This window comes from Kaistella rhinocerotis (assembly GCF_030243905.1).
Lineage (GTDB): Bacteria > Bacteroidota > Bacteroidia > Flavobacteriales > Weeksellaceae > Kaistella > Kaistella rhinocerotis.
The window spans coordinates 120,817-146,012 of sequence record NZ_JASSYY010000003.1 but is presented as its reverse complement, the minus strand read 5'-3'; the positions used below and the strand labels follow the sequence as shown (position 1 = coordinate 146,012).

At 42.7% G+C, this 25,196-nt stretch carries 22 protein-coding genes; 19 read left to right on the top strand and 3 right to left on the bottom strand.

Annotated elements, in window-relative coordinates; translation table 11 throughout:
• Positions 1–84 precede the first annotated feature (84 nt).
• The 8 genes from QEP06_RS10360 (at position 85) to QEP06_RS10325 (ending at position 12,012) form a co-directional block, all read left to right on the top strand.
• On the top strand, positions 85–633 hold the full coding sequence (locus QEP06_RS10360; RefSeq protein WP_251833858.1) for a peptidoglycan-binding protein LysM: 549 nt from the start codon (positions 85–87) through the stop codon (positions 631–633).
• A 287-nt stretch (positions 634–920) separates the two neighbouring features.
• Positions 921–1,721, top strand: coding sequence for an Fn3-like domain-containing protein (locus QEP06_RS10355; RefSeq protein ID WP_285270189.1), 801 nt, complete (start codon positions 921–923; stop codon positions 1,719–1,721).
• Positions 1,722–1,729: 8 nt separating this feature from the next.
• Positions 1,730–4,531, top strand: a complete 2,802-nt coding sequence (locus QEP06_RS10350) for a hypothetical protein (protein ID WP_285270188.1) — start codon at positions 1,730–1,732, stop codon at positions 4,529–4,531.
• A 19-nt stretch (positions 4,532–4,550) separates the two neighbouring features.
• Positions 4,551–5,972, top strand: coding sequence for a hypothetical protein (locus tag QEP06_RS10345; RefSeq protein WP_285270187.1), 1,422 nt, complete (start codon positions 4,551–4,553; stop codon positions 5,970–5,972).
• Between the two features lie 28 nt (positions 5,973–6,000).
• A complete protein-coding gene (locus QEP06_RS10340; RefSeq protein WP_285270186.1) occupies positions 6,001–8,748 on the top strand; it encodes a PAS domain-containing hybrid sensor histidine kinase/response regulator in 2,748 nt (915 codons plus the stop codon).
• A 45-nt stretch (positions 8,749–8,793) separates the two neighbouring features.
• Complete coding sequence (locus QEP06_RS10335) at positions 8,794–9,525, top strand: sensor histidine kinase (protein ID WP_285270185.1); 732 nt, start codon at positions 8,794–8,796, stop codon at positions 9,523–9,525.
• Entirely contained in the window at positions 9,522–10,169 is a 648-nt protein-coding gene (locus QEP06_RS10330) for a response regulator (RefSeq protein WP_285270184.1), read from the top strand. The genes QEP06_RS10335 and QEP06_RS10330 overlap by 4 nt, the downstream gene beginning before the upstream one ends.
• A gap of 178 nt (positions 10,170–10,347) precedes the next feature.
• On the top strand, positions 10,348–12,012 hold the full coding sequence (locus tag QEP06_RS10325) for a sensor histidine kinase (RefSeq protein ID WP_285270183.1): 1,665 nt from the start codon (positions 10,348–10,350) through the stop codon (positions 12,010–12,012).
• Positions 12,013–12,025: 13 nt separating this feature from the next.
• On the opposite strand, the gene QEP06_RS10320 is transcribed toward QEP06_RS10325, so the two are convergent.
• A complete protein-coding gene (locus QEP06_RS10320) occupies positions 12,026–12,322 on the bottom strand; it encodes a hypothetical protein (protein ID WP_251833850.1) in 297 nt (98 codons plus the stop codon).
• Between the two features lie 113 nt (positions 12,323–12,435).
• Here QEP06_RS10320 and QEP06_RS10315 point away from each other — a divergent pair, with 113 nt between their 5' ends.
• From QEP06_RS10315 to QEP06_RS10305, 3 genes are read left to right on the top strand one after another with little or no spacing between them, the layout of a single operon-like run.
• Positions 12,436–12,993 (top strand): RNA polymerase sigma factor, encoded by a 558-nt coding sequence (locus QEP06_RS10315; protein ID WP_251833849.1) that lies wholly within the window; start codon positions 12,436–12,438, stop codon positions 12,991–12,993.
• Between the two features lie 47 nt (positions 12,994–13,040).
• Positions 13,041–13,907, top strand: a complete 867-nt coding sequence (gene lipA, locus QEP06_RS10310; RefSeq protein ID WP_285270182.1) for a lipoyl synthase — start codon at positions 13,041–13,043, stop codon at positions 13,905–13,907.
• A 25-nt stretch (positions 13,908–13,932) separates the two neighbouring features.
• Positions 13,933–14,778, top strand: a complete 846-nt coding sequence (locus tag QEP06_RS10305) for a dienelactone hydrolase family protein (RefSeq protein WP_285270181.1) — start codon at positions 13,933–13,935, stop codon at positions 14,776–14,778.
• Between the two features lie 59 nt (positions 14,779–14,837).
• Here the strand turns inward: QEP06_RS10305 and QEP06_RS10300 are convergent, their stop codons facing one another.
• Entirely contained in the window at positions 14,838–15,347 is a 510-nt protein-coding gene (locus QEP06_RS10300) for a pyridoxamine 5'-phosphate oxidase family protein (RefSeq protein ID WP_285270180.1), read from the bottom strand.
• Between the two features lie 23 nt (positions 15,348–15,370).
• Complete coding sequence (locus QEP06_RS10295) at positions 15,371–15,751, bottom strand: SpoIIAA family protein (protein WP_285270179.1); 381 nt, start codon at positions 15,749–15,751, stop codon at positions 15,371–15,373.
• A 321-nt stretch (positions 15,752–16,072) separates the two neighbouring features.
• Between QEP06_RS10295 and QEP06_RS10290 the strand changes: the two genes are divergently transcribed.
• The 8 genes from QEP06_RS10290 (at position 16,073) to QEP06_RS10255 (ending at position 25,188) form a co-directional block, all read left to right on the top strand.
• Positions 16,073–17,104, top strand: coding sequence for a ligase-associated DNA damage response exonuclease (locus QEP06_RS10290; protein WP_285270178.1), 1,032 nt, complete (start codon positions 16,073–16,075; stop codon positions 17,102–17,104).
• A 3-nt stretch (positions 17,105–17,107) separates the two neighbouring features.
• Complete coding sequence (locus QEP06_RS10285; RefSeq protein WP_285270177.1) at positions 17,108–18,688, top strand: ATP-dependent DNA ligase; 1,581 nt, start codon at positions 17,108–17,110, stop codon at positions 18,686–18,688.
• The gene (locus QEP06_RS10280; RefSeq protein ID WP_285270176.1) at positions 18,688–21,144 is read left to right on the top strand and encodes a ligase-associated DNA damage response DEXH box helicase; all 2,457 of its coding nucleotides are present in this window, start codon (positions 18,688–18,690) and stop codon (positions 21,142–21,144) included. Before QEP06_RS10285 ends, QEP06_RS10280 begins: the two co-directional genes overlap by 1 nt.
• A 22-nt stretch (positions 21,145–21,166) precedes the next feature.
• Positions 21,167–21,808 (top strand): ligase-associated DNA damage response endonuclease PdeM, encoded by a 642-nt coding sequence (pdeM, locus tag QEP06_RS10275; RefSeq protein WP_251833841.1) that lies wholly within the window; start codon positions 21,167–21,169, stop codon positions 21,806–21,808.
• Positions 21,809–21,824: 16 nt separating this feature from the next.
• Positions 21,825–22,367, top strand: a complete 543-nt coding sequence (locus QEP06_RS10270; RefSeq protein WP_251833840.1) for a lipocalin family protein — start codon at positions 21,825–21,827, stop codon at positions 22,365–22,367.
• Positions 22,368–22,472: 105 nt separating this feature from the next.
• Positions 22,473–23,723: a CinA family nicotinamide mononucleotide deamidase-related protein gene (locus QEP06_RS10265; protein WP_285270175.1), complete on the top strand. Its 1,251-nt coding sequence runs from the start codon at positions 22,473–22,475 to the stop codon at positions 23,721–23,723.
• Between the two features lie 53 nt (positions 23,724–23,776).
• On the top strand, positions 23,777–24,439 hold the full coding sequence (locus tag QEP06_RS10260; protein ID WP_285270174.1) for a head GIN domain-containing protein: 663 nt from the start codon (positions 23,777–23,779) through the stop codon (positions 24,437–24,439).
• A 50-nt stretch (positions 24,440–24,489) separates the two neighbouring features.
• Positions 24,490–25,188 carry a phosphatase PAP2 family protein gene (locus QEP06_RS10255; RefSeq protein ID WP_285270173.1) on the top strand — a complete coding sequence of 233 codons (699 nt, stop codon included), beginning with the start codon at positions 24,490–24,492 and terminating at the stop codon, positions 25,186–25,188.
• Positions 25,189–25,196 lie beyond the last annotated feature (8 nt).

The following is a 25,196-nucleotide window of genomic DNA, read 5'->3' as shown; positions in this document are numbered from 1 at the left end:
TTGCACTACAAGTAAGCTCTTGGGGCCGCTGTAAATTTGCAGTGTTAAAAGGAAACAAAATAAATAATACAAATAATAATCATTATGAAAAATTCACTGACAATCGCAGCATTAACTTTCGGAGCAATTGTACTAGGAACTTTTACAGCTCAGGCTCAGGAAAAAACCACAGCTACCACAACTGTTAACATTACGCTTAACGACGTAATCTCAATTGATGCAGGAAGTATTGCTGGTGGTGGAACAATCGGTTTCAACTATTCTTCTGCTGCAGATTACAATTCAACTAAGTCTGTAGCACAGCTCAGCGCGCTGAAAGTTACATCCACAAAAAACTTTAACGTAAAGGTAAAAGCCGGTGGTTTGAATTTTGCGAACGGGACGAATCTTATTCCTGTGAATGTACTTACGATCAAGGCTGCAGCAGATGCAGGAACTATGGGCGGTACAAAAAGCCCCGTTGTTTTATCTGCGGAAGATCAGAATTTAGTTACAAATGCTCCGCTTGGTAGCGCACTTACATTGAACCTTGATTATACAATTCCTGCAAGTGAATCATCTTCTTCAAAAATCCTTGGTAAACCAGCCGGAACTTATACTCAAACAGTAACATACACTGCTACTGCTCTTTAATAAAAACACATCTTAATATACCCAACCCTCAGCATCTGAAAATGTTGAGGGTTTTCTTTTAAACGGGACGTGTAGTTATTTTACTACAAAGACTTCGTTTTTGCACTACATAGAAGATGTAGCGACCGATGTAAATTTGTAGTGTTGAAAAAAGTCCGACAAAGCAGTAAAACAAATGGAGGCTAACTAGGAAACTTTTTTCAGGAGTTTTCTTCGTTTAAAAAGGTTCGCTAGTTTCGTTTTCTGTAGTTTCGGGATTCTTTTTAATATTTTTTTAAAATCACATTATGCGTAAGTTTTTTCACATTTTCATTTTTCTCGTCGTCACAGGATCATCCTCACTGCTGGCACAAAGTATTTCTATGTCGCCTACACGCTTGTTTTTCACAGGAAATCCGGGCGAGAAAGTAGCGCAGACTGTTACACTGCACAACAGTTCTGATAAAGATTATGTTTTTAATCTTAATTATAAAGACTGGGTAAGAGAAGTAGACGGGAACAAAGTTTATTCTGATGCCGGATCTTCTAAAATCTCAAACGCTGCGTGGCTTTCTACACTGGAAAATACGGTAACAGTTCCGGCCGAAAGCACAAAAGAGATTGTAGTTACAATGCAAATTCCGACTAACGCATCAAAATCGGACGTTACGAACAGCATGTTGTTTTTTACGCAACTTCCGCAGCAGGCAGATAAGGCAAACGTTCAGAACGGGATTGGTATCATTACTTTATTCGAGGTGGGTCTTCACGTTTTCTACACACCGCCGGGAAACAATGTGAAAAGTCTTGACATCACCAACATTGCCGAAGTTTCTAATCCTGGAGTACCAGAGCGAAAAGTGGCAATAAGCATCCATAATGACGGCAATACCATCAACGATGCTACCGTAGAATTCGAACTGACGAATACAGACAGCGGAAAAGAGATTAAGCTGCCGGCAGTTTCGGTTTCCATGCTTCCGCAGACCAATCAGGTCGTTCAGTTTACATTGCCTGAAAATATTTCAGGAAACTTCCTCGGCGTGGCTATCGTAAAAATGGCCGGCTCCAATGATTTGCGCGTAGGCGAAAAGAACTTTAAATTTTAATATTCAGTTTGGCAGCACAAAATAGCATATCGATATCCATCCTGCGAAGAACATTACTGCTTTTGGCAGTGGTTTTTCTGCAACTTTCGTTTTCCTATGCGCAGGAGAGCAAGGATATCGCGGTCTATTTTGAAAATGAAAGTGTTGCTGTAGAAAAAGGTTCAACTTTTACCAATTTTCTGGTAATTGAAAACAAAGGTTCTGCGGAGATTACCATTCAGAATATCACGCCTCAGGAGAAATATCCGGGGTTACTTTATTATTCTAAAGATGAATTTTCCCTGGGCGCAGGCGCATCCAAAAAAATTCCTGTAAAACTGATCGCTAATCTTGATTTCATGAAACTGAAATCTAACGAGATTAAATTTAATGTTTCTTACACCAGCTCACCTGCTTCAAAAACTGAAAGTGCGTCTTTTTTAGTCAAAAGGGAGGAAAACAATAACATCGCGATTTACACGGCGTCTTATGAGAACTTTATTAATCCTGCCGCGCCTGAATCTTCAATTGTCTTATGGGTAGAAAATCAAGGTTACAATAAAAAAACAGTAAAAATTGATCTGCAGTCGATTCCTGATGGTTTGGAAATGTTGCCCAGACAGCAAACCCTCACGCTGGCCGGTTTAGAAAAACAGTCCGTAGAGATCAGAATTCTCGTAAGAAAGCAGAATACGCTTTTCCCCGAATTTAATATAACCGCAAGTGCCACAGATGTATTCAATAATGAAATTGTGGGTAGCAACACGCTTCATCTGGTTATTTTATCGAACAACAGACAGGTTGCACGTGGCTATGAATCGACGACGGGAAGCAATTTTGCTGAACTTGCCTATAACGCAAACAGTTCTGGTTTTAATTTTGCGCAGCTGAGAGGAAACTCCACCTTTCGTGTAAACGAAAATTTAACATCACGCTTCAATCTCGGCGCAGATTATTATCTTGAAGACGGGCGCTACAACATTTATGATACCTGGCTTGAACTGGAAGGAAGAAATACAGCTTTGCGCCTTGGAAATATCAACAGCAGTGATTACGATTATCCGGTTTTCGGAAGAGGCGCGAAAGTTTCGAGACAGTTCGGCGAAAAAAATCAATTTGAAATTCTTGCGTTAGAAAATAATTTTAATCTTTTCGGTACTTATTTTCAGCAGGCTGAAGGTTCCAAACTTATCGGTGCAAAATATGGTTTTGGGAACGGTAAATCTTTCATCGGGAAAGTGTCTTATTTATATGATCACGATCCGCGTTTTAATGTAGACACTCAGGTTGCGAACGCGACATCCTCAATTATCATTAATGAGAAACACACCATAAGCGCAGAAGTTGGCTTTAGCCACGAAAAAGGCCTTGCAAATCTTGACGAAAATGCCGGTGTTTTACTTGCTGCAAATTACGATGGGAAAATCGGGAAATGGCATTTCCAGTCATTGAATTCATTTTCAACCAAAAGTTATGCGGGCATCAAACGTGGGTCTTTTTTTTCAAATCAAAGAATTGGTTATCAGTTTTCGGCAACGCAGCGGGCATTTATTCAGTATCAGAATTCAGAAGTGATTCCGGAATTCCTGAGTTTTCAGAATGCGCCTGCCGAAGCGGGTGCAGCGGATCTCCGTTACTATTTCAACAGTACAGAAGCATTGTCATCAGGTTATCAGTTTTCTGCGAATAAGTGGAATTTCTTTTTTGCACCAAAAGTTGAAAGACAGAAAACTGCAAATTTTTACAACTCGCAAGAGCTTTTTTCATACCGTTTTGAAACAAATATCGGTACAACATTGGGTGTGCACGGCTTAAACCTGATGGCTGAATATTCTTATTCAAAAGAAAATAATAAGGAAGAGTGGTTCAACAGTTTGAGGACTACCCTAAGTTACCGGTATAAATCTTTCTCGCTGAACGGCACAGCCCAATGGAATGCCAACAATGTTTTTGATCTGAATTCTTACTACGATGTTGACCGAAATTTTGCCAATTACAATCTTTTTGCTTCGTACAATTTCCAGACTCCCAACAACAGTCTTACGGGGTCATTATCGGCGGGAGCATCCTATTCTGAACTTTATAAAAACCTGAACAGCAATATATCCGGAAATATTGAGTATAAAATTTCACCATCCTGGTCTTCCACGGGTTATTTTAATATTTCAGGTTATAAAACTACTGCAGCATACGCTGACAGTAGCGGCTATTATCAATTCCGGGTGGGCATTAAAAAATATTTTGCAGCAGCTACCGCGCTTGGGAATCACAAAGTGAGCTTCCAGTTATTTGAAGACAAAAACTCAAACGGACAGCTTGAAACCGGCGAGAAAGTGCTTGCAAATGAAATCGTGAAACTTGACAGCTTCGTTGCGATGACCGACAAAAACGGGAAAGTCGTTTTCCAGAATGTACCCGAAGGCGTGTATACGCTGAAAGTGAGCGAAAGTGCTGGCGCGCGGCTGATGATGGATCCTGTAATTACCGTGAACAGCAATATCAACCGCAAAGTAGGAATGGTAAAAAACATCAGAGTGAGTGGAAAATTAATTGAAATCAAGCAGGCTTACGATGTTTTGGAAACAGATGTGACCGGTATCGTGGTGTACGCAAGAGGCGAAGACGGCAAAATTTATACTGCTGTTGTTAATCAGAATAATGAGTTTGAATTCTTCCTGAAAGACGGTAGATACACGATTTATATTGAAAACGACAAGTACAGCTACACACAGCCAGGCCAAACCGTTCAGGTAACGAAAGAGGGATATTCAGAAGTTTTAGTTTTTGAATATAAGAAGAAAAACACCACCATAAAGGTGAAAAAGTTTTAAATTTAGAAGTGTGAAAACGATGAGGCTTTTTTTATCAGGGATTTTTGCCGTTTGCGTAGGTTCAGTGACGGTGAAAGCGCAGGATGTATACCTGTCAATTCCTGAGGATAATATTTTTAACAGGTCTGAATTTACTTCATTGCCCACAACGGTAATGTACACCAACAGAACGAACTGGGATTATGCTTTTTTTGGATTAGGTCCCGTAAGTCCTACATTTACCTCCACGTCAGGTGCAAATTTTGTTCAGTTATCTTCCTCATTGACCTTACCCACTACTGTTCTTCTTTGGCAGCTGGAAAGTATGGGCGGGCAAATGCCATCTACCGGATATTTGGGTTATTTACCGGGGTTTCAGTCCTTTAGCACAGGGGCGGTAAGATGGTTTGAGCCGCCTTCATCGGTACTTGGCGGCGGATTTAACCGCGGAAATATTAATTTCACGTTCAAGATTCCTGCAGCTCAGTTTGCTGCGAACGCTTTTCAGGCGGGCAATTACTCCATGAATATCACTCAGAACTATGATTTTACGCCGCGTAATTTCAGAACTGTTTTAGTTGTACCGGCATCCGTCAGGTGGTTAACGACAACTCCTACAAAATATATTGAAATCTCCTCGCTGAATGACTACCGGATTACCGGCACGCGGGTTTTGGGTAATTTGGGTAATGCCGAAATCGGTCATACGGTTGATTTTAATGTATGGGCGAAAGCTGCAGCGAACCATATTCAGTTCATTTCCTCCAAAGGAACCCAGGGAACCAGAAATATAGCCAGCATTAAACTGGGCAGTAACGGATCGGCACTTACAACGAAAGCCTTATCGTCCACTTTTCAGAATTTTTCCGCTGCCAGTTTCGGTGTGATTCCGGGAAACAGAAACAGCTTCATGCCGGAACTTTATGTTTCTGCAGAAGATTTTAAAACTCAATTTTTTGAGGCCGGAACCTATACTTTTGAACTGAACCTTAGTGCCAGAAGTACAGATAATTCAATAAACAGCCTTCAAAATACGGCTGTGCAGTTGAAAGTGCTCCCGCGGTCGGAGATTACCATACCGAGTTCCGGACAGAATGTAAATTTCAACTTTAATACCGCTGCCCATTACGCCAATGGGCAGTCGCAGACGATTCAAAAACAAATCAAATTGTCCAACAATGAGAATTTCGAACTCTACGTAAAGTCAGACGAAAATTACTTTAAAAAAGGAGGCGTTCAGACCGCCATTAACTCCAATATTTTACAGATTGGGCTGGAGGGAAGTTCTGCAAACGTGCCCTTATCCAAAACCCCGCAAAAAATACTCACGAACGGAACCCCGGTATTGGACCGCGAACTCAATGTTAGATACACCATTCCACCCGCAGGTGCTCAAACTTTGGTCGGGAAGGAAAGCAGCACTTACTCTGTCAATGTCTACTACAGTTTTACAGCAATTTAAGTACACATCCTAACAATATCTTCTCCTTATGGACAACCTCAATAGCAAATTCGCACATCAAAACGCTACCGATAAATTACATACGTTGGAGAAAAAATATGCCGATGTTTTTGAGTTTTTGGTTTTCTCGGCCGCTAAAATGACCAACATGGAGCATTGCAGTTTGAGTATTACCGTGGAAGAGCGGGTTTATATTCTGGCTTCTACCGAGGCGTCTGTTACCAGAATTTATCCCGTCAATCCTCATTTTGAAATGAATGATGACGATTCTGTTTATCTTCCTGAACATGCGGATCTTAAATTCCGTAGAAGTTATCCCGTTTCGGGTCTTGATGGCAATATGACCGGACATCTGAATTTCTTTGCCAACCAGGTGCAAGACTTTGATGAGGAAGTTCAGCAGATTATTGAAAAGGTTGTGAGGCAGGCTTCAAAATGGTTTTTTTATAAAGAACAGGAACAGCGGCTCAACAGTTATGATGCACTTTTCGAAACCTCAAATGACTTACTAGGTGTTTTTTCGTTGGACGGAAAATTCGTAAAATTAAATCCTACCTTTTCGAAAATGCTTGGATGGAGCGACGATCAGTTTATGAGCAGAGTTTTTATCGAATTTGTTCATCCGGAAGACAGGCAAAGCACCACGCAGGCAATGGAAGTACTGGCACAGGGTAATTCTGTAGTCAATTTCACCAACAGATACATCATAAAATCCGGTGCGGTGAGATGGATAGAATGGACGTGTACTCCTGAACCGCAGTCCGGACTGGTGTACACCATCGGAAGGGACGTTACAGAATTTACCACCAAACAAAAATTACTCGAAAGAAATGAACAGAAATACCGTGATCCTTTTGAAAAAAACCAGGGAATAATCAGTATACATGATGACGAAGGATATATTCTGGATGTAAATGAAGCCGGTCTTAAGGCTTCCGGTTATGTTAAAGAAGAATTGAAGCACCTCAACCTTTACGATCTCGTCATTCCGGAAAAACATCAAAATGTAAAAGCGTACCTGGCACAGATCAAAACTTCGGGCCATGCCTCTGGTGAAATGACGGTACGCAAAAAAAACGGAGAAAAAGCGGTTTGGCACTTTATGAGTGCGATAGACGAAGATGTAGACGGTAAGGTACAGGTCATTGCCAATGCTGTGGATATCACCGAAAGAAAAAAAATGGAGGATGAAATTGTTGCTGCAAAAGAGTTAGCCGAAAAAGCCTATCAATTGAAATCTGAGTTTGTGGCCAACATGAGTCATGAGATCAGAACGCCTTTAAATGGAATTATCGGCTTTACAGAACTCCTTCTGGAAACCAAACTGGACGATACACAGAGGCAGTATCTCGACATTATCAACCAGTCCGGCGTGTCGTTGTACAGCATCATCAATGATATTTTGGATTTTTCAAAATTAGAAAAGCAAAAACTTAAGCTCAATCTCGATAAAGTAGAAATAGAAGAACTCGTTTCAGAAGCCTTCAATATTGTTGCCTACAGTAACACTAAAAAACGGCTCGAAATGCTCATCGATATTGACGAAAACATTCCGAGATATATCTGGACCGATGAAATGCGCCTAAAGCAGGTTTTCGTCAATCTTCTGAGCAATGCGCTAAAATTTACCGAGGAAGGTGAGATTGTATTATATGTGAAAGTACTGGCTGATTTAGCCGAAGGAAAAAAGAAATTCCGCTTCGGAGTGCGCGATACCGGTGTTGGAATAAACAAAGAAAAACAGGCGGTTATCTTCAGCGCCTTTTCACAGGAAGACGGCAGTATTACTAAAAAATATGGCGGAACGGGGCTTGGCCTCACGATTTCGAATCAGATCTTAGAACTTGCCGGCAGTGTTCTGCAGTTAGAAAGCGAGCAGGGGAAAGGCAGCGATTTTTTCTTTGATATTGAGTTCGATACCGTAGAAGAAGAGTATGACCTGAGCTTAACCGATATCAAGCGTGTGCTGATTGTAGACGATAATGATAATAACCGTAAAATCCTGAAGAGGATGCTCGAACGGAAGAATATCGAAGTAGTGGAATGCGACAGCGGCCTGAAAGCCTTGCTTTTAATTATGGATAAGTCCGAATTCGATGTGATTATTATGGATTATCACATGCCGGTTATGGATGGCATTGAAACCATCAGAAAAATAAAGGATATAACGCCTGACCCTTCCCATGTAGTGCCGTATATCGTGCTGTACAGTTCGTCTGACGACGGTAATCTGCAGGATGCATGTGACGAGCTGGAGATAGAAAACAGGCTTGTGAAGCCAATCCGGATGAAACAGATGTATCAGGTTCTGTCTACATTAAAGAATTCTGAAAAGAAAAAACCGGAGCAGATAAAAAATGTTGCCAGTGAAGTAAGCAGTAATGAATTAAAAATCCTGATCGCGGAAGATAATGCGATCAATCTTCTTCTGACCAAAACCTATTTAAGCGATATTCTGCCCCACGCTTTAATCATCGATGCAAAAGATGGAAATGAAGCGATTGAACAGTACCAGAAGGAAAGTCCGGATCTTATTCTGATGGATATCCAAATGCCAAACCTCAATGGAATTGAAGCCACTAAGAAAATAAGAACCATTGAAAAGGATATTGAGATCCCGATTATCGCGCTCACCGCAGGAAGTCTTCCGGGTGAAAAAGAAAAGTGCCTACAGGCCGGAATGTCAGATTTTCTCACCAAGCCATTACTAAAACAGACACTTTCGGACATGATCAGAAAATATTTTGGCAAAGAAATGGATAAAGGTAAATCATAATTATGCTTTAAATAACATTGAAGTATTTTTGTTTCCTACTTTGTTATGAATGACCTAAACGACCTGCAATCCAAGATCGAAAGCTTGCAAAACGAAATTGATTTTAAGAACGGACTGATCTCTATTCTGGCTCACGACTCCAAATCACTTTTTGGAAATTTTGTGTGGCTGATAGAAGCCGTCGAGCAAAAAACAATATCTGAACAGGATTTTTTCAGGCTGTTGCCCCAGGTGAAAAGCGATGCGCAGAAAAATCTGCAAACCGTGCAGGACAGTACCGCGTGGCTGAAAACGCAGTACGGCGATTACAAGATTAAACCTGAGAAAATCCCGGTGGTGGATCTTTTTCACGATCTGCAGGAAAAATACGTTGCGGATTTAAAACAAAAAAACCTTAACTTTTATTTTAAAGGTGATACCAAGGCTTTTGTTGAGACAGACCGGATACTGCTTCAGTATGTTCTCGACAAAATTGTTAACAACGCCGTGAAATACTCTTTGCCTGGCCAAGATATTTATTTACAGGAAGTTACAGAAGATCATCAGGTTGTAATTTCGGTAGTGGATTCCGGAACTGGCATGGACGAAAAGTTTTTATCGAACATCTACACGTATGAAAATCCGGTATTTCAGGGAACCGCCGGTGAAATAGGGGTAGGATTAAGTTTAAAAATCGTTAAAAATTTCATATCCTTGATGCAGGGAAGTATCAAAATCGTTTCATCTGAAAGTACAGGAACCAATGTTTCCCTTTTTTTACCTAAATTGAAAGAATGAAGGAGCTAAAAGCAAACGTTAGGATTATTGTTGCAGATGATCATGGTATTGTGCGTATGGGTCTTATTCAGACGGTTAAACGCCTGTTACCGGACGCCATCATTACTGAAGTAGAAGATTTTAAATATTTATACAAAGTAATCTCAAAAGAAGAACTGGATCTGGCTATTATGGACGTAAATATGCCTAATGGCACCGTTCAGGAAGCGATAGATTATATTAAAAACCGTCAGCCCAACCTTAAAATCCTCATTTTTTCTTCTCAGGACGAAGATCTGTACGCCATGCGTTACCTGAAAATGGGTGCCGGCGGTTACCTGAGCAAGCAAAGTTCTTCCAGCGTAATTGAAACTGCTCTTACATCCATGCTCACCACTGGCCGTTATGCCAGTGAAGCCGTGAAGGAAGCGATGTTTTTTGAATCTGTAAGTGGTACCAAAAAAACTTCCCCTGTTGAAGTACTCTCAGACCGCGAATTGCAGATTGCCAACAAATTGGCCGAAGGTCTTCCGCTAAAAGAGATTTCCAATCAGTTGAATCTCCATTCATCCACGATCAGCACGTACAAAAACCGACTGTTTGAGAAGCTTAAAATAAAGTCAATTCCTGAACTTGTTGAGATTCTCAGGCTGTATAAGCAATAAATATTCGTCGTTCTTACATAGAAATAACGTTCAAAAAATTTCCAGCCATTTCGGCTTGATTTATTTCTTAATATTTTATCCGAAGAATGATTAGTTTTGTTTAATGCGAAAATTCTTCATCTGCACGATCACATTGTTGCTCTGCCTCTCGGTTTCCGGACAGAGCAATTTTTCGCAATTGAAGAAAACCGTCGAAACTGAAGCGCTCTACGCAAATCACCGGGAAGCGTTGCGCCTGATAAATTCAAATCGCGCTAAACTTTCGATGGAGCAACAAACTGAGCTCGATGTCCTTAAACTGGAGTGTCTCAATGCTTTGGGTCTTCATGAGGAGTCATTTGCACTTTCACAAACCATCTTAGTCCGTCCCCGCCTAACACCGGAGCAGGAGGTACGTATCCGTATGCAGCGCGCGTTGGTTTACGAGACGGGCCTGAATCAACTCAACTGTCGCCGGGAACTTCAGGACGCTGAAGAAATCTTCCTAAAAAATTCTGACCTCAAAACTTCTTTTTTTACGTATTTTCTGATGAGGAAAAGTTCGTACTTCCGGACTTTTGGCGATGATAAACTTGCGCTTAAGCTCGATATGCAGGCCGAACAATATGCTGAAAGCGTGACCGACCGAAAAAACGGTGCGGCACTTAACATGTTCCTGGGTTTTGAAAACTACAGCGACCCCGATACAGCTTTGCCTTATTTCCTGAAGGCGGTGCGGCTTTACAAATCTTACCGTCATCACAACGGTGCGGCGAATATGTATAATAAGCTAAGCAATTTTTATCTGAAAAGCGGCGAGATTTCCACCGCAAAGCAATACAATGACTCCGCTGTTGCGCTAGGTTCTAAAGTGGAATCCTTTGATACCATGTCAGAAATATACCGTCTGAAAAGCCGCATAGAAGAGAAGCAGAAAAAGTACGGCGAATCGCTTCAAAGCTACAAGGTCGCTGCACTGTGGACAAATAGGGAAAACGAAGCGCAGCGCCTCACCAAGGTACAGGAACGCGACCTGATGTACCACTATGAAACCAATCAGTTGCGTGCGCAAAAGCTTACACTCAGCGTACGCAATACGAGAAAATGGAACAGCTTTCTGGTTGTAGGAACTTTACTGCTTCTTTTTTCGATGCTTATCCTGCTTTATTTCTTCAAGCTTGTCTCAAAAAGTAAGGAGCGCATCAGGATTCAGAATGAAAGTATTTCGGATAAAAATGCTGCTTTGGAAAAAAACGTACAGGAAAAGGAATTCCTGGTGCGGGAACTGAATCACCGCGTAAAAAATAATCTTTCGGTCATCCTGAGTTTAATAGGTTTTGAACGCGATGAATGCCAAAGCGAACAGTACAAACAAAAATTTGAACATCTTCACACGCGCGTAAAAACGATTTCACTCGCGCACCATCTGTTTTCCTATAATATCAATAACTTTGATAATTCAACCATTGAAATCCGCGAATATTCCGGCAAAATCATTGAGCCACACAAAGCGGGCTGCAACTTTCCGCTCATAGTAGAAACAGATATCGATCCGTTTAACCTTCCGGTAGATCAGGCACTTTCATATGGTCTGTTGCTCAACGAATTGCTTACCAACTCCCTGAAACACGCCGTTCCACCCGAAGATCAAATCCTTAAAATTTCGCTCCAGGTAAAGATTCGAAATGGAATAGCGGACGTGGAATATCAGGACAATGGCCGGATATTCGGCAAAAAAGCACCGAATAAATCTTTAGGCCGCTTAATTATAGATGCAATGGTAGAACAGCTCGGTGGCAAGTGTGAGCGCCGGCATTCGCTGTACCGCGTGCAATTCTCAGTTGACGGAAAACCCCTTGGTTAAGTATATCTGAAGTTTAGGCTAAGAATTCTATTTCCTTGTCCTGGAAGTTTCCTTTATCGACAATCTTATTGATGGTTTTAAGCATCTTCCTGCGCAGTTTCGCCAGCTGGCGGATGTTTTTGTCCTCGCTGTAATCGAAAATATTGTCTTCAAAGGAGAAAGTATCGCCTTTTTTGAATGAAATATTCTGTTCCTTCATTTCCTTGAGAAGCATCAGGTTCGTCATGCTTTCAAGCAGTACATATTCGGTGGAAGCCATTTCCTGTAAAGCTTTTAGTAACTGTTTCTTATATTTTTTCTTTGATTTCATCTTTCTTAAATTTAGCTACACAATTTACGGCTTTTTTAGGCATAAATGCAATTGTTTTGCGCTAAAGCGAGCCGGGGTTTATCCGCTTTAATTAATTGGTTAACTTTGTAAATATGAATGCCACAGACCTTTTGGCGCTGATTGCTCTTGCTAAAAATAAAAATCAGAAATCACAGACTCAGCTCATCAATCTTTTTTGGGTTGATGTTTTCAGTTTCGTGCTGAAAAAAGTGCAAGACGAAAATATTGCAGATGAAATCACGGTTTCGGTTTTTTCGAAAGTGCTGGCAAAACTGGATTTGTACGACCCGAATTTTCAGTTCAAAACCTGGATTCTTACCATCGCGCAAAATACCGTAATCGACTACTGGCGGAAGAAAAGCCGCGAAAACGAAGATACCACAGAGAATTTTGAAGGTTTCAGGAATCATTACGCGCGCTCACCGGAAGAACTTTTGATTTCCGAAGAAGACCAGCGCCAAATTCTTACCACCATTGAAAGTCTTGATACCAACTATCAGGAGATTATCAGACTTCGTTTTTTTGAGGAAAAAAGTATTAAAGAAATCGCAGACGAACTAAATTTAACCGTGGCAAACACGAAAGTACGGATCATGCGGGCCAAAAAAGTATTGGCCGAACTGCTGAAATCCAACGATTTTTCCGACTGATCTTTATACGCCGCAATTCCCTAAATTTGTCAATTATTTAAGATAAAATGAACGATAGCCCTACAAGCACCATAATACAAAAGCCAAAATGGATCCGTGTAAAACTTCCGACCGGAAAAAATTATCGTGAACTCCGCACTTTGGTGGATAAATACAAACTGAACACCATCTGCCAAAGCGGTAGTTGCCCAAATATGGGCGAATGCTGGGGTGAAGGCACAGCCACTTTCATGATTTTGGGAAATATCTGCACGCGAAGCTGCGGATTTTGCGGTGTGAAAACAGGTAAACCACTTGCGGTAAACTGGGATGAGCCTGAAAAAGTGGCGCGTTCCATTAAATTAATGAAAATCAAACATGCGGTTCTCACTTCCGTAGACCGTGATGATTTAAAGGACATGGGCTCTATCTTGTGGGCTGAAACGGTAAATGCAGTGCGAAGAATTTCGCCGGGAACCACGATGGAAACCTTGATCCCGGATTTTCAGGGTATCACCAAACACATCGACAGGCTTATCGAAGTAGCGCCTGAAGTCATTTCACATAACATGGAAACCGTGAAAAGGCTTACACGTGAAGTTCGGATTCAGGCTAAATATGAACGCAGCCTTGAGGTTTTACGCTACATGAAAGAAGCCGGGCAAAACCGCACGAAAACCGGGCTTATGCTTGGTTTGGGCGAGACCAAACCCGAAGTATTTCAGACAATAGAAGATATTCGCAATGCGAATGTAGATGTGATCACTATCGGGCAGTATCTGCAGCCAACGCAAAAGCATTTGGCCGTTCAGCGCTTTGTAGATCCGTCGGAATTCGAAGAGTACAGGCTATTCGCGCAGTCGCTCGGTTTCCGTCATGTTGAAAGCTCGCCATTGGTTCGAAGTTCTTATCATGCAGAAAAACACATTCATTAAAAATATTGAGTTTAAATACCGCCCGATGAAAAAATATCCAGTCGTATTAGCTTTCTCACTTTTTCTTACTGTGATTTCGTGCACAGGAAAAGACCAAAAGTCTTCAGACGCGCCAACCGAAAACGTAACTGCGGAAACTGCGGACGGAAAAATTAAAACTGAAGAAATTTCCTACGGGATAAATGGCGTAACTCATCGTTCGTACGCGGCGTACAATCCTGATTTGCAGGGTGAACTTCCTGTTGTCTTCGTGCTGCCGGAATGGTGGGGACTTACAGATTACGTGAAAGGCCGCGTGAGGCAGCTTGCGAAACTGGGCTATTATGCGGTCGCCGTAGATTATTACGGTGAAGGCAAAGTAGTGGAAACGCCGGAAGAAGCGCAGAAACTGTCTTCACATTTTTATAATATCCCTATCGATGCAAGGCGCATGTTCGATGCTGTAAAGAATAAAATCATCATCACGCCTAATGCGAATTACAATAAAATGGCAATTATCGGCTATTGCTTCGGCGGCTCACAGGCGCTGAATATGGCAAGGCTTTCAGGCGATTTCAAAGGAGTCGTAAGTTTTCACGGGAATCTGAAAACCGGAATCCGTGCTAAAAATAATAAAGCAAAATACCTTGTTCTGAACGGTGCTGCAGATAAGATGGTTTCTAAGGAAGAGATTGAAGCATTCAAAAAAGAAATGGACAGCGCTAAAATCAATTACAAATTTGTAGATTATCCAAACGCACTTCACGCCTTTACAAATCCGGACGCTACCGAAACGGGTAAAAAATTTAACCTGCCAATTGCATATGACAGGCAGGCTGACGAACAGTCTTTCAATGAGATGAAGAGCTTTTTAGCAGACGTATTCAAATAAACAAAATATCCGGCCATTTTACAGCCGGATATTTTTTTAAGCAGAGCTTTAATATGCGTTTATACGTTCAGTTTTCCTTCCACGCCATCGCTGTTATCTGTTGTGGTGCCTGAAACTGCGGCCGCCGCAAAACTGATCAGTGAAACCAGTTTTCCGGCTTTCGTGTCCCAATAGTAGGTGTCCTGAGGCGCGACACGGATGATAGAAACATTCGGATCTTCTTTGCCTTCCTCAAACCATGCGTTTGCAAGATTGCTCCATTTGTCTTCGATCGTGGCTTTGTCCTTATAGATAAAAGCCTGCCCGAAAACCGACAGATATTCAGAGTTGCTGTTGTTCATGAAAAGTAGCTGTACACGGTTGTCTTCAGCGATCTGGAAATTCTTGTTACTCGCGTCGCTGCTGATAAACCAAAGGTTACCGTCCATGTCAGTTTCCTGTAGACTCATAGGCCGCACCGTGATCGGAATTGAGGTGAGATCCGTGCAGAACATGCAGATCCGCGCTTTTTCAGAGAGTTCTTTAAGTTTTTTTAAGGCTTCCGTATTGTTTAGATTTTCTGTTGACATAATAGTATTTTTTAGAGAGAAGATTATTGATTATCCGTGTTTCCGCCAGCACACCAGGCGATGGCCTGTGACAGTTCATCTTTACTATATCCGCGGAATTCACCCGGAGCCACAGCGCTGAAACCGTCTGTAAATTTCTGCACGGCCGTTTTATCGGTCACTATCGCGGCGCGGTTCCATTTGCTCAGGTTTTTCAACCCCAGGAAAGCATCCTGCATCCATGCACCCACCGTGAATTTATCGAGGTCTGTATCCAATAAAAGAAGGTAATTCAGTTCATCAAAAGTGTTCACTTTAGCCTTCACATGTGGCATCACAACACTTTCAAAATCATCTTTCGTAATCTCACCCGAGGCACGGAAAGCCGCTACATTTTCGGGAACGTCAGGAATCAGTGTGATCATAATAATATTATTTTTGTTTGGTTTAGGAGCAACGGTTGATGTAACATTCCGGAGACTTTACCGGCTTTCCACTGTATCCCGCCGCGGCGGGGATGCCGTTTCAATCCGGGCTGAAACTTCTGTCGTTGCATTTACAATGTTGTTCTGACGGCAAACAAGAATTAAACCATCCATGGCTTTTTTTCAGAGTGGTAAGAAATTTTACAAAACTTTAAGATTTAGGATGATCGCTCTACATATTCAAATACTAACCGCCATCAACCAACCGTCAACCACCTTCATCGGCGTAATATTTGTTGATCCCTTCTAAACTTACCTCGTTTGAAACTCATCGAATTCACCAACAAAGGCATTTACTGCATTCCTGGAAAATTTTATCTGGATCCCTGGCGGCCGGTAGATTTGGCTGTTATCTCCCACGGACATGGTGATCATGCTAAATGGGGTATGAAAAAATACCTTTGCCATGATTTCACTAAACCCATTTTGCAACACCGCATTTCGCCGGATATAGAAGTTCAGTCTTTGCCTTACGGTGAACAGATTAGCATCAATGGTGTAAAACTCTCATTTCATCCGGCCGGGCATATCGTAGGTTCAGCACAAATAAGGTTAGAATACAAAGGTTATGTCAGCGTGTTTTCCGGAGATTATAAAGTGCAAGATGATGGCCTGTCAACGCCATTTGAAATCGTCCGCTGCAACGAATTTGTTACAGAAAGCACCTTCGGACTGCCCATTTACAACTGGCTGGAGCCGGAGCAATACGCGGAGCAAATGAAAAACTGGCACCTGATGAACAAAGAACAGGGCAAAACATCAGTTTTCATCGGCTATTCACTTGGTAAGGCACAGCGGATCATGAAAGCGGTGGAAGGGTGCGGTAAAATTTTTGTTCACAATTCCGTTGCAAAAATTAATGAAGCCATAGAATCCAGTGGTATCCAACTACCGGAATATGAACCGGTCTATTTTAATGAAGATTTAAAAAAAATAAACAACGAAATCGTGATCGTTCCGCCGGCACTCTTAGATTCAAATATGATCCGTAAAATCCCCAACCGCGCTACAGGTTTATGTTCCGGCTGGATGCAGGTTCGCGGTTCACGTCGCTGGCGCTCTGCCGATGCAGGCTTTGCAATTTCAGATCATGCAGACTGGACCGGACTTTTAGATACCGTAAAAGCTACAGGTGCTGAAAAGGTGCACGTTACGCACGGCCAAACTGCCGTTTTTTCTAAATATCTGAATGAATTGGGAATCGAAGCCTATGAAGTCAAAACACATTATGGTGATGAAGAGGAGGAAGAAAAAAATATGCTCGAAGCACCTAAAACTACCGAAGAAAGTTAAAGCATGAAACATTTCGCAGAACTTATTTCATCGCTTGAAAGTACCAATAAAACCAACGCAAAAGTGGATGCGATGGTACAATATCTGCGTACCGCGCCCGAAAATGACAAACTGTGGTTTCTCGCACTTTTCACCGGAAAAAGACCGAAACGTCCGGTGAATACTAATTTTCTGAGACAATGGGCACTCGAGATCATTCAGCTGCCAGAGTGGCTTTTTCTTGAAAGCTATTCGTCAGTAGGTGACCTCGGAGAAACGATTTCGCTGATCCTCCCGCCACCACAGAACAACATTGAAAAATCACTTTCTCAATGGATGAGCGAGCTAGCCGAACTCGGAACAAAATCTGAAGCTGAAAAGAAAGAATACGTAACCGAATCCTGGAACGGCCTCGATTATACAGAGAGATTTATATTTAATAAACTGATTGGTGGCAGTTTCCGCATCGGCGTTTCGAAAAAACTGCTGATCACAGCGCTTTCCAAATATTCTGAGATAGACTCCAGTCAACTGATGCACAGCATCATGGGCAAATGGGAAATAAGTGAAGCTAATTTTGAAGAATTGATTTCGGGTGTCAACATCAATCCGGATAATTCCAAACCTTATCCGTTTTGTCTTGCCTATCCGCTTGAAAAAGAAACGAATGAACTCGGTGCGCCTGCCGACTGGCAAGCCGAGTATAAATGGGACGGCATTCGTGGACAGCTGATCCACCGTAACGGGGAAGTTTTCATTTGGTCGCGCGGTGAAGAACTCGTGACACCGCAATTTCCGGAAATTGCTGCCGAACTCGAAAAAATGGTTGGAAATTTCGTGATCGACGGTGAAATTCTCGCTGTGGTGGATGGTACAGTTTTAAATTTTAATGAACTTCAGAAACGCCTGAACCGCAAAACCATCACCTCAAAAATGCTGCGCGAAATTCCCGTACAGGTATTTGCGTATGATATTCTGGAGTTAAATGACGAAGATCTGCGCGGCAAACCGCTTTCGCACCGGCGCAAAGTACTGGAAGAACTGATCGAAAAAAATTCACTTGAAAATATTTCCATCTCTGAAATCGTACAGTTCAAAGAATGGGATGAATTGATCGATGTCCGCGAAAACTCAAGATCAAACAACAGTGAAGGTCTTATGCTCAAACACCGCGATTCGCTTTATCATTCAGGTCGCAAGAAAGGCGATTGGTGGAAATGGAAAGTAGATCCGCTTACGATAGACGCGGTGCTTATTTATGCGCAGAAAGGTAGCGGACGCCGCAGTGGTTACTATACAGATTACACATTTGCAGTGAAAAATGAAGACCAACTCGTGACCGTAGCGAAAGCCTATTCCGGACTTACGGATAAGGAAATTATGGAAGTCAGCCGGTTTGTGACTAAAAACTCGCTGGAGAAATTCGGACCTGTTCGAACCGTTAAACCCGAGCTTGTATTTGAAATCGCATTTGAAGGAATTGGCTTGAGCAACCGACATAAAAGTGGCGTCGCCCTGCGTTTTCCACGAATCCTGCGTTGGCGCCGCGATAAAAAAGTAGAGGATATCGATGATATCGAAGAAGTGAAAAAACTGATAAGATAATGGCAAAGAAGTTCCAGGAGTCGGAAGGGTACGGCATTGTGCATCGCTGGCTCGGAGCAAAAGGTTTCGAGCCGTTTACTTTTCAGCGTGAGACGTGGGAGAAATTTGGCCGCGGTTACAGCGGAATGGTGGTTGCGCCGACGGGTTTTGGTAAGACGTATTCGGTTTTTCTTGCCGTCATTACCGATTTTTTAAACAATCCGGATCGCTATAATGGTACCTTACATCTCCTTTGGATCACGCCGCTGAGGGCGCTCGCAAAAGATATTGCCAAAGCCATGACCGAAGCGATCGATGAAATTGGTCTTGACTGGAAAGTTTCGGTCCGTAACGGTGATACACCACAGGCCGAACGCGCATCGCAGACTAAAAAAATGCCGGAGATCCTCATCATTACGCCGGAAAGTCTTCAGTTGCTGCTCGCGCAAAAAAACAACCAGCGTTTCTTTAAAAATCTAAAATGTGTCGCCATCGACGAATGGCATGAACTTATCGGTTCCAAAAGAGGTGTTCTGGTAGAATTAGCGCTTTCACAGATCCTGAGCTATCGGAAAACAGTTAAAATTTGGGGAATCACGGCAACTATTGGAAACCTCGATGAAGCGATGGATGTTCTGATTCCGTATGATCTTAAAAAAACCAAAGTCGTTGCGAAAGAAAACAAGAAAATAGACATCATCCCGATCTTTCCTGATGAGGTTGAAGTTCTGCCCTGGGCTGGCCACCTTGGTGCAAAACTGGTTGATAAAGTAGTTCCGGTCATCTTAAAAAGTCAGACCACGATACTTTTCACCAATACACGGAGCCAAGCGGAAATGTGGTATCAGCTTCTGCTTCGCGAATATCCGGACTTTGCCGGTCAAATCGCGATACATCACAGTTCCATTGACCGCGAACTTCGCATCTGGATTGAAGAAAACCTGAGTTCCGGCTATCTAAAAGCCGTCATTTCAACATCATCGCTTGATCTCGGTGTTGATTTCAAGCCGGTAGATACGGTCATTCAGGTAGGCTCGAGTAAAGGCGTCGCGCGCTTCCTGCAGCGCGCGGGTAGAAGCGGACATTCACCGTTTGAAACATCAAAAATATATTTTGTACCGACGCATTCACTAGAACTGATCGAGGTTTCAGCTTTAAAGGAAGCCTTAAAACAGAAAGTGATAGAACCGCGCACGCCGGTCGTGATGTCGTTTGATGTTCTTGTCCAGTTTCTTATGACGCTGGCAGTAGGTGACGGATTCGATGAAAAATCGCTGTACCCGCGGATAAAATCCACACATGCTTTTTCCGAAATCACAGACGCAGAATGGCAGAATCTTCTGCAGTTTATTACTGTCGGCGGCGGTGCGCTGAAAAATTATGAAGAGTATCACAAGGTCGTCATCGAAAATGGTTTGTATAAGGTCACGAGCCGTCGGATCGCGATGCTGCACCGCATGAACATAGGCGTCATCGTAAGCGATGCAATGCTGAAAGTGAAATTTTTAGGCGGCGGATACATCGGGATGATCGAAGAATACTTTATTACAAGACTCAAAAAAGAAGACCGCTTCATCCTTGCCGGCCGTGTGCTGGAGATCTCGCACATCAAAGAAATGACCGTTTTTGTCCGAAACTCAAAGGGAAAAGCGATGATCCCAAGTTATTTGGGTGGGCGCCTGCCATTGACTTCGCATCTGAGTCATTTTTTGAGGTTGAAACTTTCAGATTCACTTCAGGCAAAATCCTCAGAGAAAGAACTGAAGTTTCTGCATCCGCTTTTGGTGAGCCAGGAACGCAACTCGCATATCCCGAAAGATGATGAATTTTTGGTTGAAATGATTGAAACGCGTGACGGTCATCATTTGTTTATGTATCCGTTCGAGGGCAGATTAATTCACGAAGTAATGGCTGCGCTTATCGCTTTCCGGATTTCCAAAATAACGCCGATTTCATTTTCAATGGCAATGAACGATTATGGTTTCGAATTGCTAAGTTCCCAGGAAATCCCGATCGATGAAGAGGTTTTAAAGCAAATACTAAGTAAAGAAAATCTGATTCAGGATGTTTTGAGCAGCGTGAACGCAACAGAAATGGCGCGGCGTAAATTCCGCGATATCGCGGTGATATCCGGTATGGTGGTGCAAAATTATCCGGGTGTTCAGAAAAACAACAAAAGCCTGCAGGCAAGTTCTGGGCTTATTTTTAATGTTTTCGAAGACTACAATCCTGAAAACCTACTGTTCAAGCAGGCTTATGCCGAAGTTTTCAATCAGCAGATCGATGAGTTCCGGCTGATGAAGGCTTTCCAACGAATTGAAAAGTCCAAAATTATCCTCAAATTTGCAAACGCATTTACACCGCTCAGTTTCCCTATAAAAGTTGACAGCCTGCGGCAGAGTCTTACGAGTGAAGACCTGGATTCCCGCATCATGAGACTTCAAAAAGAAGCCATGAGAAAGATGATAGACAGCTAGCCGGCGAATTTGCATTTGTAACATGATTAAGAGTTTAGAAAAAAAAATAAAAGGTGAGACTTTGCTTTTCACCAACCGAAAAGCTGTTTTTTGGACGCGTGAAAAAACTTTGATAATCAGTGATTTGCATGTAGGTAAATCTGCGCATTTCCGTAAAAGTGGAATCGCGGTTTCATCCCAGATTCTGTACGATGACTTGAAAGTTTTAGAACAGTTAGTCCGTGAATTCAACGCAGCGCACATCCTGATCGTGGGTGATCTCTTCCACGCAGGCCACAACAGTGACCTTGATATTTTCTGTGAATGGCGCGAACGTTTTCCGGATCTCAAAATCACTTTGGTAAAAGGTAATCACGACCGAATTCAGAAAAAATTCTACGATGATCACTGCATTGATGTAGTAGAAAATTTACTTGAAATTTCACCGTTCACATTCGTGCACGAGCCGCAGTCGGCCGGCAGTTTTACGATTTCGGGGCACATTCATCCCGGCGTAGTCTTTCAGGGCCGCGCGCGGCAGGCGGTGAAGCTTCCGTGCTATGCGCTCTCTGACGAACAGCTCGTTTTGCCCGCCTTTAGCAAGTTTACCGGTCTTGATCTAAAGTCTTTGGATAAAGGTTTCAAGAAAATCGCGTTTTCAGAGGGCATCATATTTGATTATTAGGTGCAAAAATATTTTTATGAAACTATTAAAAAACGTTGTACTGCCCGTTTCAGCAGGAATTTTAGGATTGTTGATCTTTAATTCGTGCTCAGTTCGGATTCCTGAGGGAGCGACTGCCGTGAAAGATTTTGAGGCGGACAGATATCTTGGAAAATGGTACGAAATTGCCCGCATCGATTTTAAATTTGAGAAAAACCTGAACAACGTAACCGCCGAATATTCGAAAAAAGATAACGGCCATATCAAGGTTGATAACAAGGGGTTCGATTATGTAAAAAACAAATGGAAAGAGAGCATCGGCGAAGCCCGCTTTGTGGAGGATCCAAATACGGCGAGGCTGAAGGTTTCTTTTTTCAAACCTATCTGGTCCGGATACAATGTGATAGATCTCGATGAAAATTACAGATATGCGCTTGTTGCCGGCAGCAGCCTCGATAATTTGTGGATCCTGTCACGTGAAACTACAGTTCCCGAGGACATAAAACGGCGCTTCCTTAATACTGCAAAACGCGCCGGCTACGATACCGGAAGACTCATTTGGGTTGAACACAACAAATAGCAGAAAGCGGTCTTAGGCCGGTTTTGTTATTTCAAACACAGGAGATTTTGCGTGTCACTTTTCATTAGGCTTTAAAACATTACTTTTATAGTCTTAAAATTTTTAATGAAAGCAGTACTCATCACGATTGGCGACGAAATTCTGTCGGGGAATACCGTGGATACCAATTCCAACTTCATTGCGCAGCAGCTTAGAAACATTGGGATTCCTGTGCTTAAAATTCTTACAGTGGCAGATGAGGTACAGACAATCAAGAAATCTCTGGCTGAAGGTTTTGAAATTGCTGATCTGATCATCACCACCGGCGGTCTCGGACCAACAAAAGACGACAGAACCAAGAAAGCTTTCGCTGAATATTTTGGCGATGAACTTAAAACTGATGACGCGACATTTCTGCACCTTAAAAATCTGATGATCAAAAGAAAGCGCGAACATCTGCTGGAGATCAACAAAGATCAGGCGGTTGTGCTTTCGAAAGCGCATGTTTTCCAGAATGAAAACGGTACTGCGCCGTGCCAGATGATTCAGCAGAACGGAAAAACCGCGGTTTGTCTTCCGGGCGTTCCTTACGAAGTGAAACCGCTGGTTAAGGATAAAATTATTCCGTTTCTGCAGCAGAAGTATGCTTTAAGTCACATCATCGCGCGAATTATTTCTGTAGTCGATTTTCCTGAGAGCTTGCTCGCGCTTACCATCGAGCAGTGGGAATTGGACTTACCTCCAAATATTTCGCTGTCCTATCTTCCTGTCGGGAACCGCATTAAACTGCGTCTTACCGCGGTGGGCAGTGATGCGGGAGACCTAAAAATTCAGCTTGATAATGAAGTTGAAAAACTCAGGCCTTTAATCGGCGACAAAGTAATTGCGTGGGATGGAAATGACATTCAGGAAATTCTGAAAGAGCTTTTACTTAAAAATAAACTCACGCTTTCAGTGGCGGAAAGCTGCACCGGCGGCGAACTTGCGAGACTGATTACATCGGTTCCGGGCAGCTCGGGCTATTTTGAAGGCGGAGTCATTCCATACGATTACAGGCAGAAAATAGCACTTTTAGGTGTTTCAGAAGCTATAATCCGGGAAAAAACGGTGGTTTCAGCGGAGGTTGCGGAAGCGATGAGTTTAGGTTGCCGGCAACTTTTCAAAACAGATATTTCGCTTTCTACAACAGGTGTTGCGGGCCCTGCAACAGACGATTTCAACAATGAGATTGGAACCATTTTTTATTCGATACGTATCCATGATTCTGTTCAGACCAACCGCCTGTTTCTACCGCACATGGAAAGAAATGATTTTGCGGCGTTCGTTTCACAGCGCGTGCTGCAGGATCTGGTTTCGCTGCTTACAAAGACCTTATAATTTAAAATAAAACAATCCTGTAACCGTTTGACAGGAATAAAATTGATACAACAATGAAGAAAGTATTAGGAAGTTTGCTGTTGATAGCCGCACAATATGCATCGGCACAGACTGCCCGGAATGTCGGCGATTTTTCATCACTTAAGGTGTACGACAAAATTAAAGTAACACTCATCCAGTCTGATAACAGCAGGGTAGAGCTCGAAAATGATAATGCGGATGTGGAAACCGTGAACAAAAACGGTGAGCTTAAAATCCGGATGGCGCCGGCTAAAATCCTGCAGGGAAGCAATACCGTGGTAAAAGTTTATTACGAAAACCTGAACGATATTCAGGCCAGTCAGGGTTCTGCGGTTTCGGCTGAAAACGAGTTGCAGTCGCGAATGCTGACGCTTGTTGCCAACGAAGGTTCAATGATTGAGTTTCCGGTGAAGACATCTAAACTCAATATCAAAACCAATTCCGCGGGCGAAATTAAACTTACAGGCATAGCGGATAATCAGGATGTTGTAGTAAATTCAGGTGGTAAATATTTCGGTGAAACCGTAGAATCTGAGAACACAACCGTCACTGCAAATGCAGGAGGAATGGCCACCGTTACAGCCACCGGATCCGTTAATGCCACCACGCGCGCAGGCGGAATCATCGATATTCACGGCGATCCGGAAGACCGCAAAGTGAGGAATGTGATCGGCGGAAAGATCAGTTTCAAATAAACTTCGGGAACGAAAACGGTTCATATCGGGAAAACAGTTAACTTGGCAAGATGATCAGAAACTGGTTTTTCCTGTATTTTCTCTGCATTTGCCTCAGCGGTTTTGCGCAGCAAGCCGATTCTCTGGTTTTTTCTAATGAGCGTTTAAGTTTTAAACCCAAAAAAATCTATGTTCCGGGGGTTCTGATGACTGCCGGAATTTTATTTGATGCCGAACGTGGTAAAATTTCACCAAATGAAAACGACAAAGGCTCCGATCTTCTTGGGTTTGGAAATCATCTTGATGATTACGCCCAGTTCGCGCCCATGTTTGCGGTTTACGGTTTCGGACTTGCCGGCATGACGGCGAAAACCGACTGGCAGAACAGAACCGCAATTTTAATCAAAGGTCAGGCGCTGAACCTGGGGCTGGTTTACGTTTTAAAGAAAACTCTTAAAAAACCACGGCCAGACGGCACTGCCTATTCATTTCCGTCCGGTCACACTGCCAATGCCTTCGCGGGCGCGACGATGCTTTCGATTGAATATGGCGAAAACCACCGCTGGGTTCCGTATGTTTCGTACGGACTTGCAACAGGCGTCGGCGTGATGCGGATGGCCAATGACAAACACTATATTTCCGATGTACTTTTCGGTGCCGGGCTTGGAATTCTTTCGATGAAAGTTGCATACTGGACGCATAAGTACCAATGGAATACGACGCGGACTTCAGTGGATCCGTTTACGGATATCTATCAAATGCCAAACTAAACCAAACC

What these genes read in the sequence shown, in the direction of transcription:
- QEP06_RS10360 (WP_251833858.1), top strand. Translation starts at nt 85, where the DNA reads ATGAAAAATTCACTGACAATCGCAGCATTAACTTTCGGAGCAATTGTA.
- QEP06_RS10355 (WP_285270189.1), top strand. Translation starts at nt 921, where the DNA reads ATGCGTAAGTTTTTTCACATTTTCATTTTTCTCGTCGTCACAGGATCA.
- QEP06_RS10345 (WP_285270187.1), top strand. Translation starts at nt 4,551, where the DNA reads ATGAGGCTTTTTTTATCAGGGATTTTTGCCGTTTGCGTAGGTTCAGTG.
- QEP06_RS10340 (WP_285270186.1), top strand. Translation starts at nt 6,001, where the DNA reads ATGGACAACCTCAATAGCAAATTCGCACATCAAAACGCTACCGATAAA.
- QEP06_RS10335 (WP_285270185.1), top strand. Translation starts at nt 8,794, where the DNA reads ATGAATGACCTAAACGACCTGCAATCCAAGATCGAAAGCTTGCAAAAC.
- QEP06_RS10330 (WP_285270184.1), top strand. Translation starts at nt 9,522, where the DNA reads ATGAAGGAGCTAAAAGCAAACGTTAGGATTATTGTTGCAGATGATCAT.
- QEP06_RS10320 (WP_251833850.1), bottom strand. Translation starts at nt 12,322, where the DNA reads ATGAAATCAAAGAAAAAATATAAGAAACAGTTACTAAAAGCTTTACAG.
- QEP06_RS10315 (WP_251833849.1), top strand. Translation starts at nt 12,436, where the DNA reads ATGAATGCCACAGACCTTTTGGCGCTGATTGCTCTTGCTAAAAATAAA.
- lipA (WP_285270182.1), top strand. Translation starts at nt 13,041, where the DNA reads ATGAACGATAGCCCTACAAGCACCATAATACAAAAGCCAAAATGGATC.
- QEP06_RS10305 (WP_285270181.1), top strand. Translation starts at nt 13,933, where the DNA reads ATGAAAAAATATCCAGTCGTATTAGCTTTCTCACTTTTTCTTACTGTG.
- QEP06_RS10300 (WP_285270180.1), bottom strand. Translation starts at nt 15,347, where the DNA reads ATGTCAACAGAAAATCTAAACAATACGGAAGCCTTAAAAAAACTTAAA.
- QEP06_RS10295 (WP_285270179.1), bottom strand. Translation starts at nt 15,751, where the DNA reads ATGATCACACTGATTCCTGACGTTCCCGAAAATGTAGCGGCTTTCCGT.
- QEP06_RS10285 (WP_285270177.1), top strand. Translation starts at nt 17,108, where the DNA reads ATGAAACATTTCGCAGAACTTATTTCATCGCTTGAAAGTACCAATAAA.
- QEP06_RS10280 (WP_285270176.1), top strand. Translation starts at nt 18,688, where the DNA reads ATGGCAAAGAAGTTCCAGGAGTCGGAAGGGTACGGCATTGTGCATCGC.
- pdeM (WP_251833841.1), top strand. Translation starts at nt 21,167, where the DNA reads ATGATTAAGAGTTTAGAAAAAAAAATAAAAGGTGAGACTTTGCTTTTC.
- QEP06_RS10270 (WP_251833840.1), top strand. Translation starts at nt 21,825, where the DNA reads ATGAAACTATTAAAAAACGTTGTACTGCCCGTTTCAGCAGGAATTTTA.
- QEP06_RS10265 (WP_285270175.1), top strand. Translation starts at nt 22,473, where the DNA reads ATGAAAGCAGTACTCATCACGATTGGCGACGAAATTCTGTCGGGGAAT.
- QEP06_RS10260 (WP_285270174.1), top strand. Translation starts at nt 23,777, where the DNA reads ATGAAGAAAGTATTAGGAAGTTTGCTGTTGATAGCCGCACAATATGCA.
- QEP06_RS10255 (WP_285270173.1), top strand. Translation starts at nt 24,490, where the DNA reads ATGATCAGAAACTGGTTTTTCCTGTATTTTCTCTGCATTTGCCTCAGC.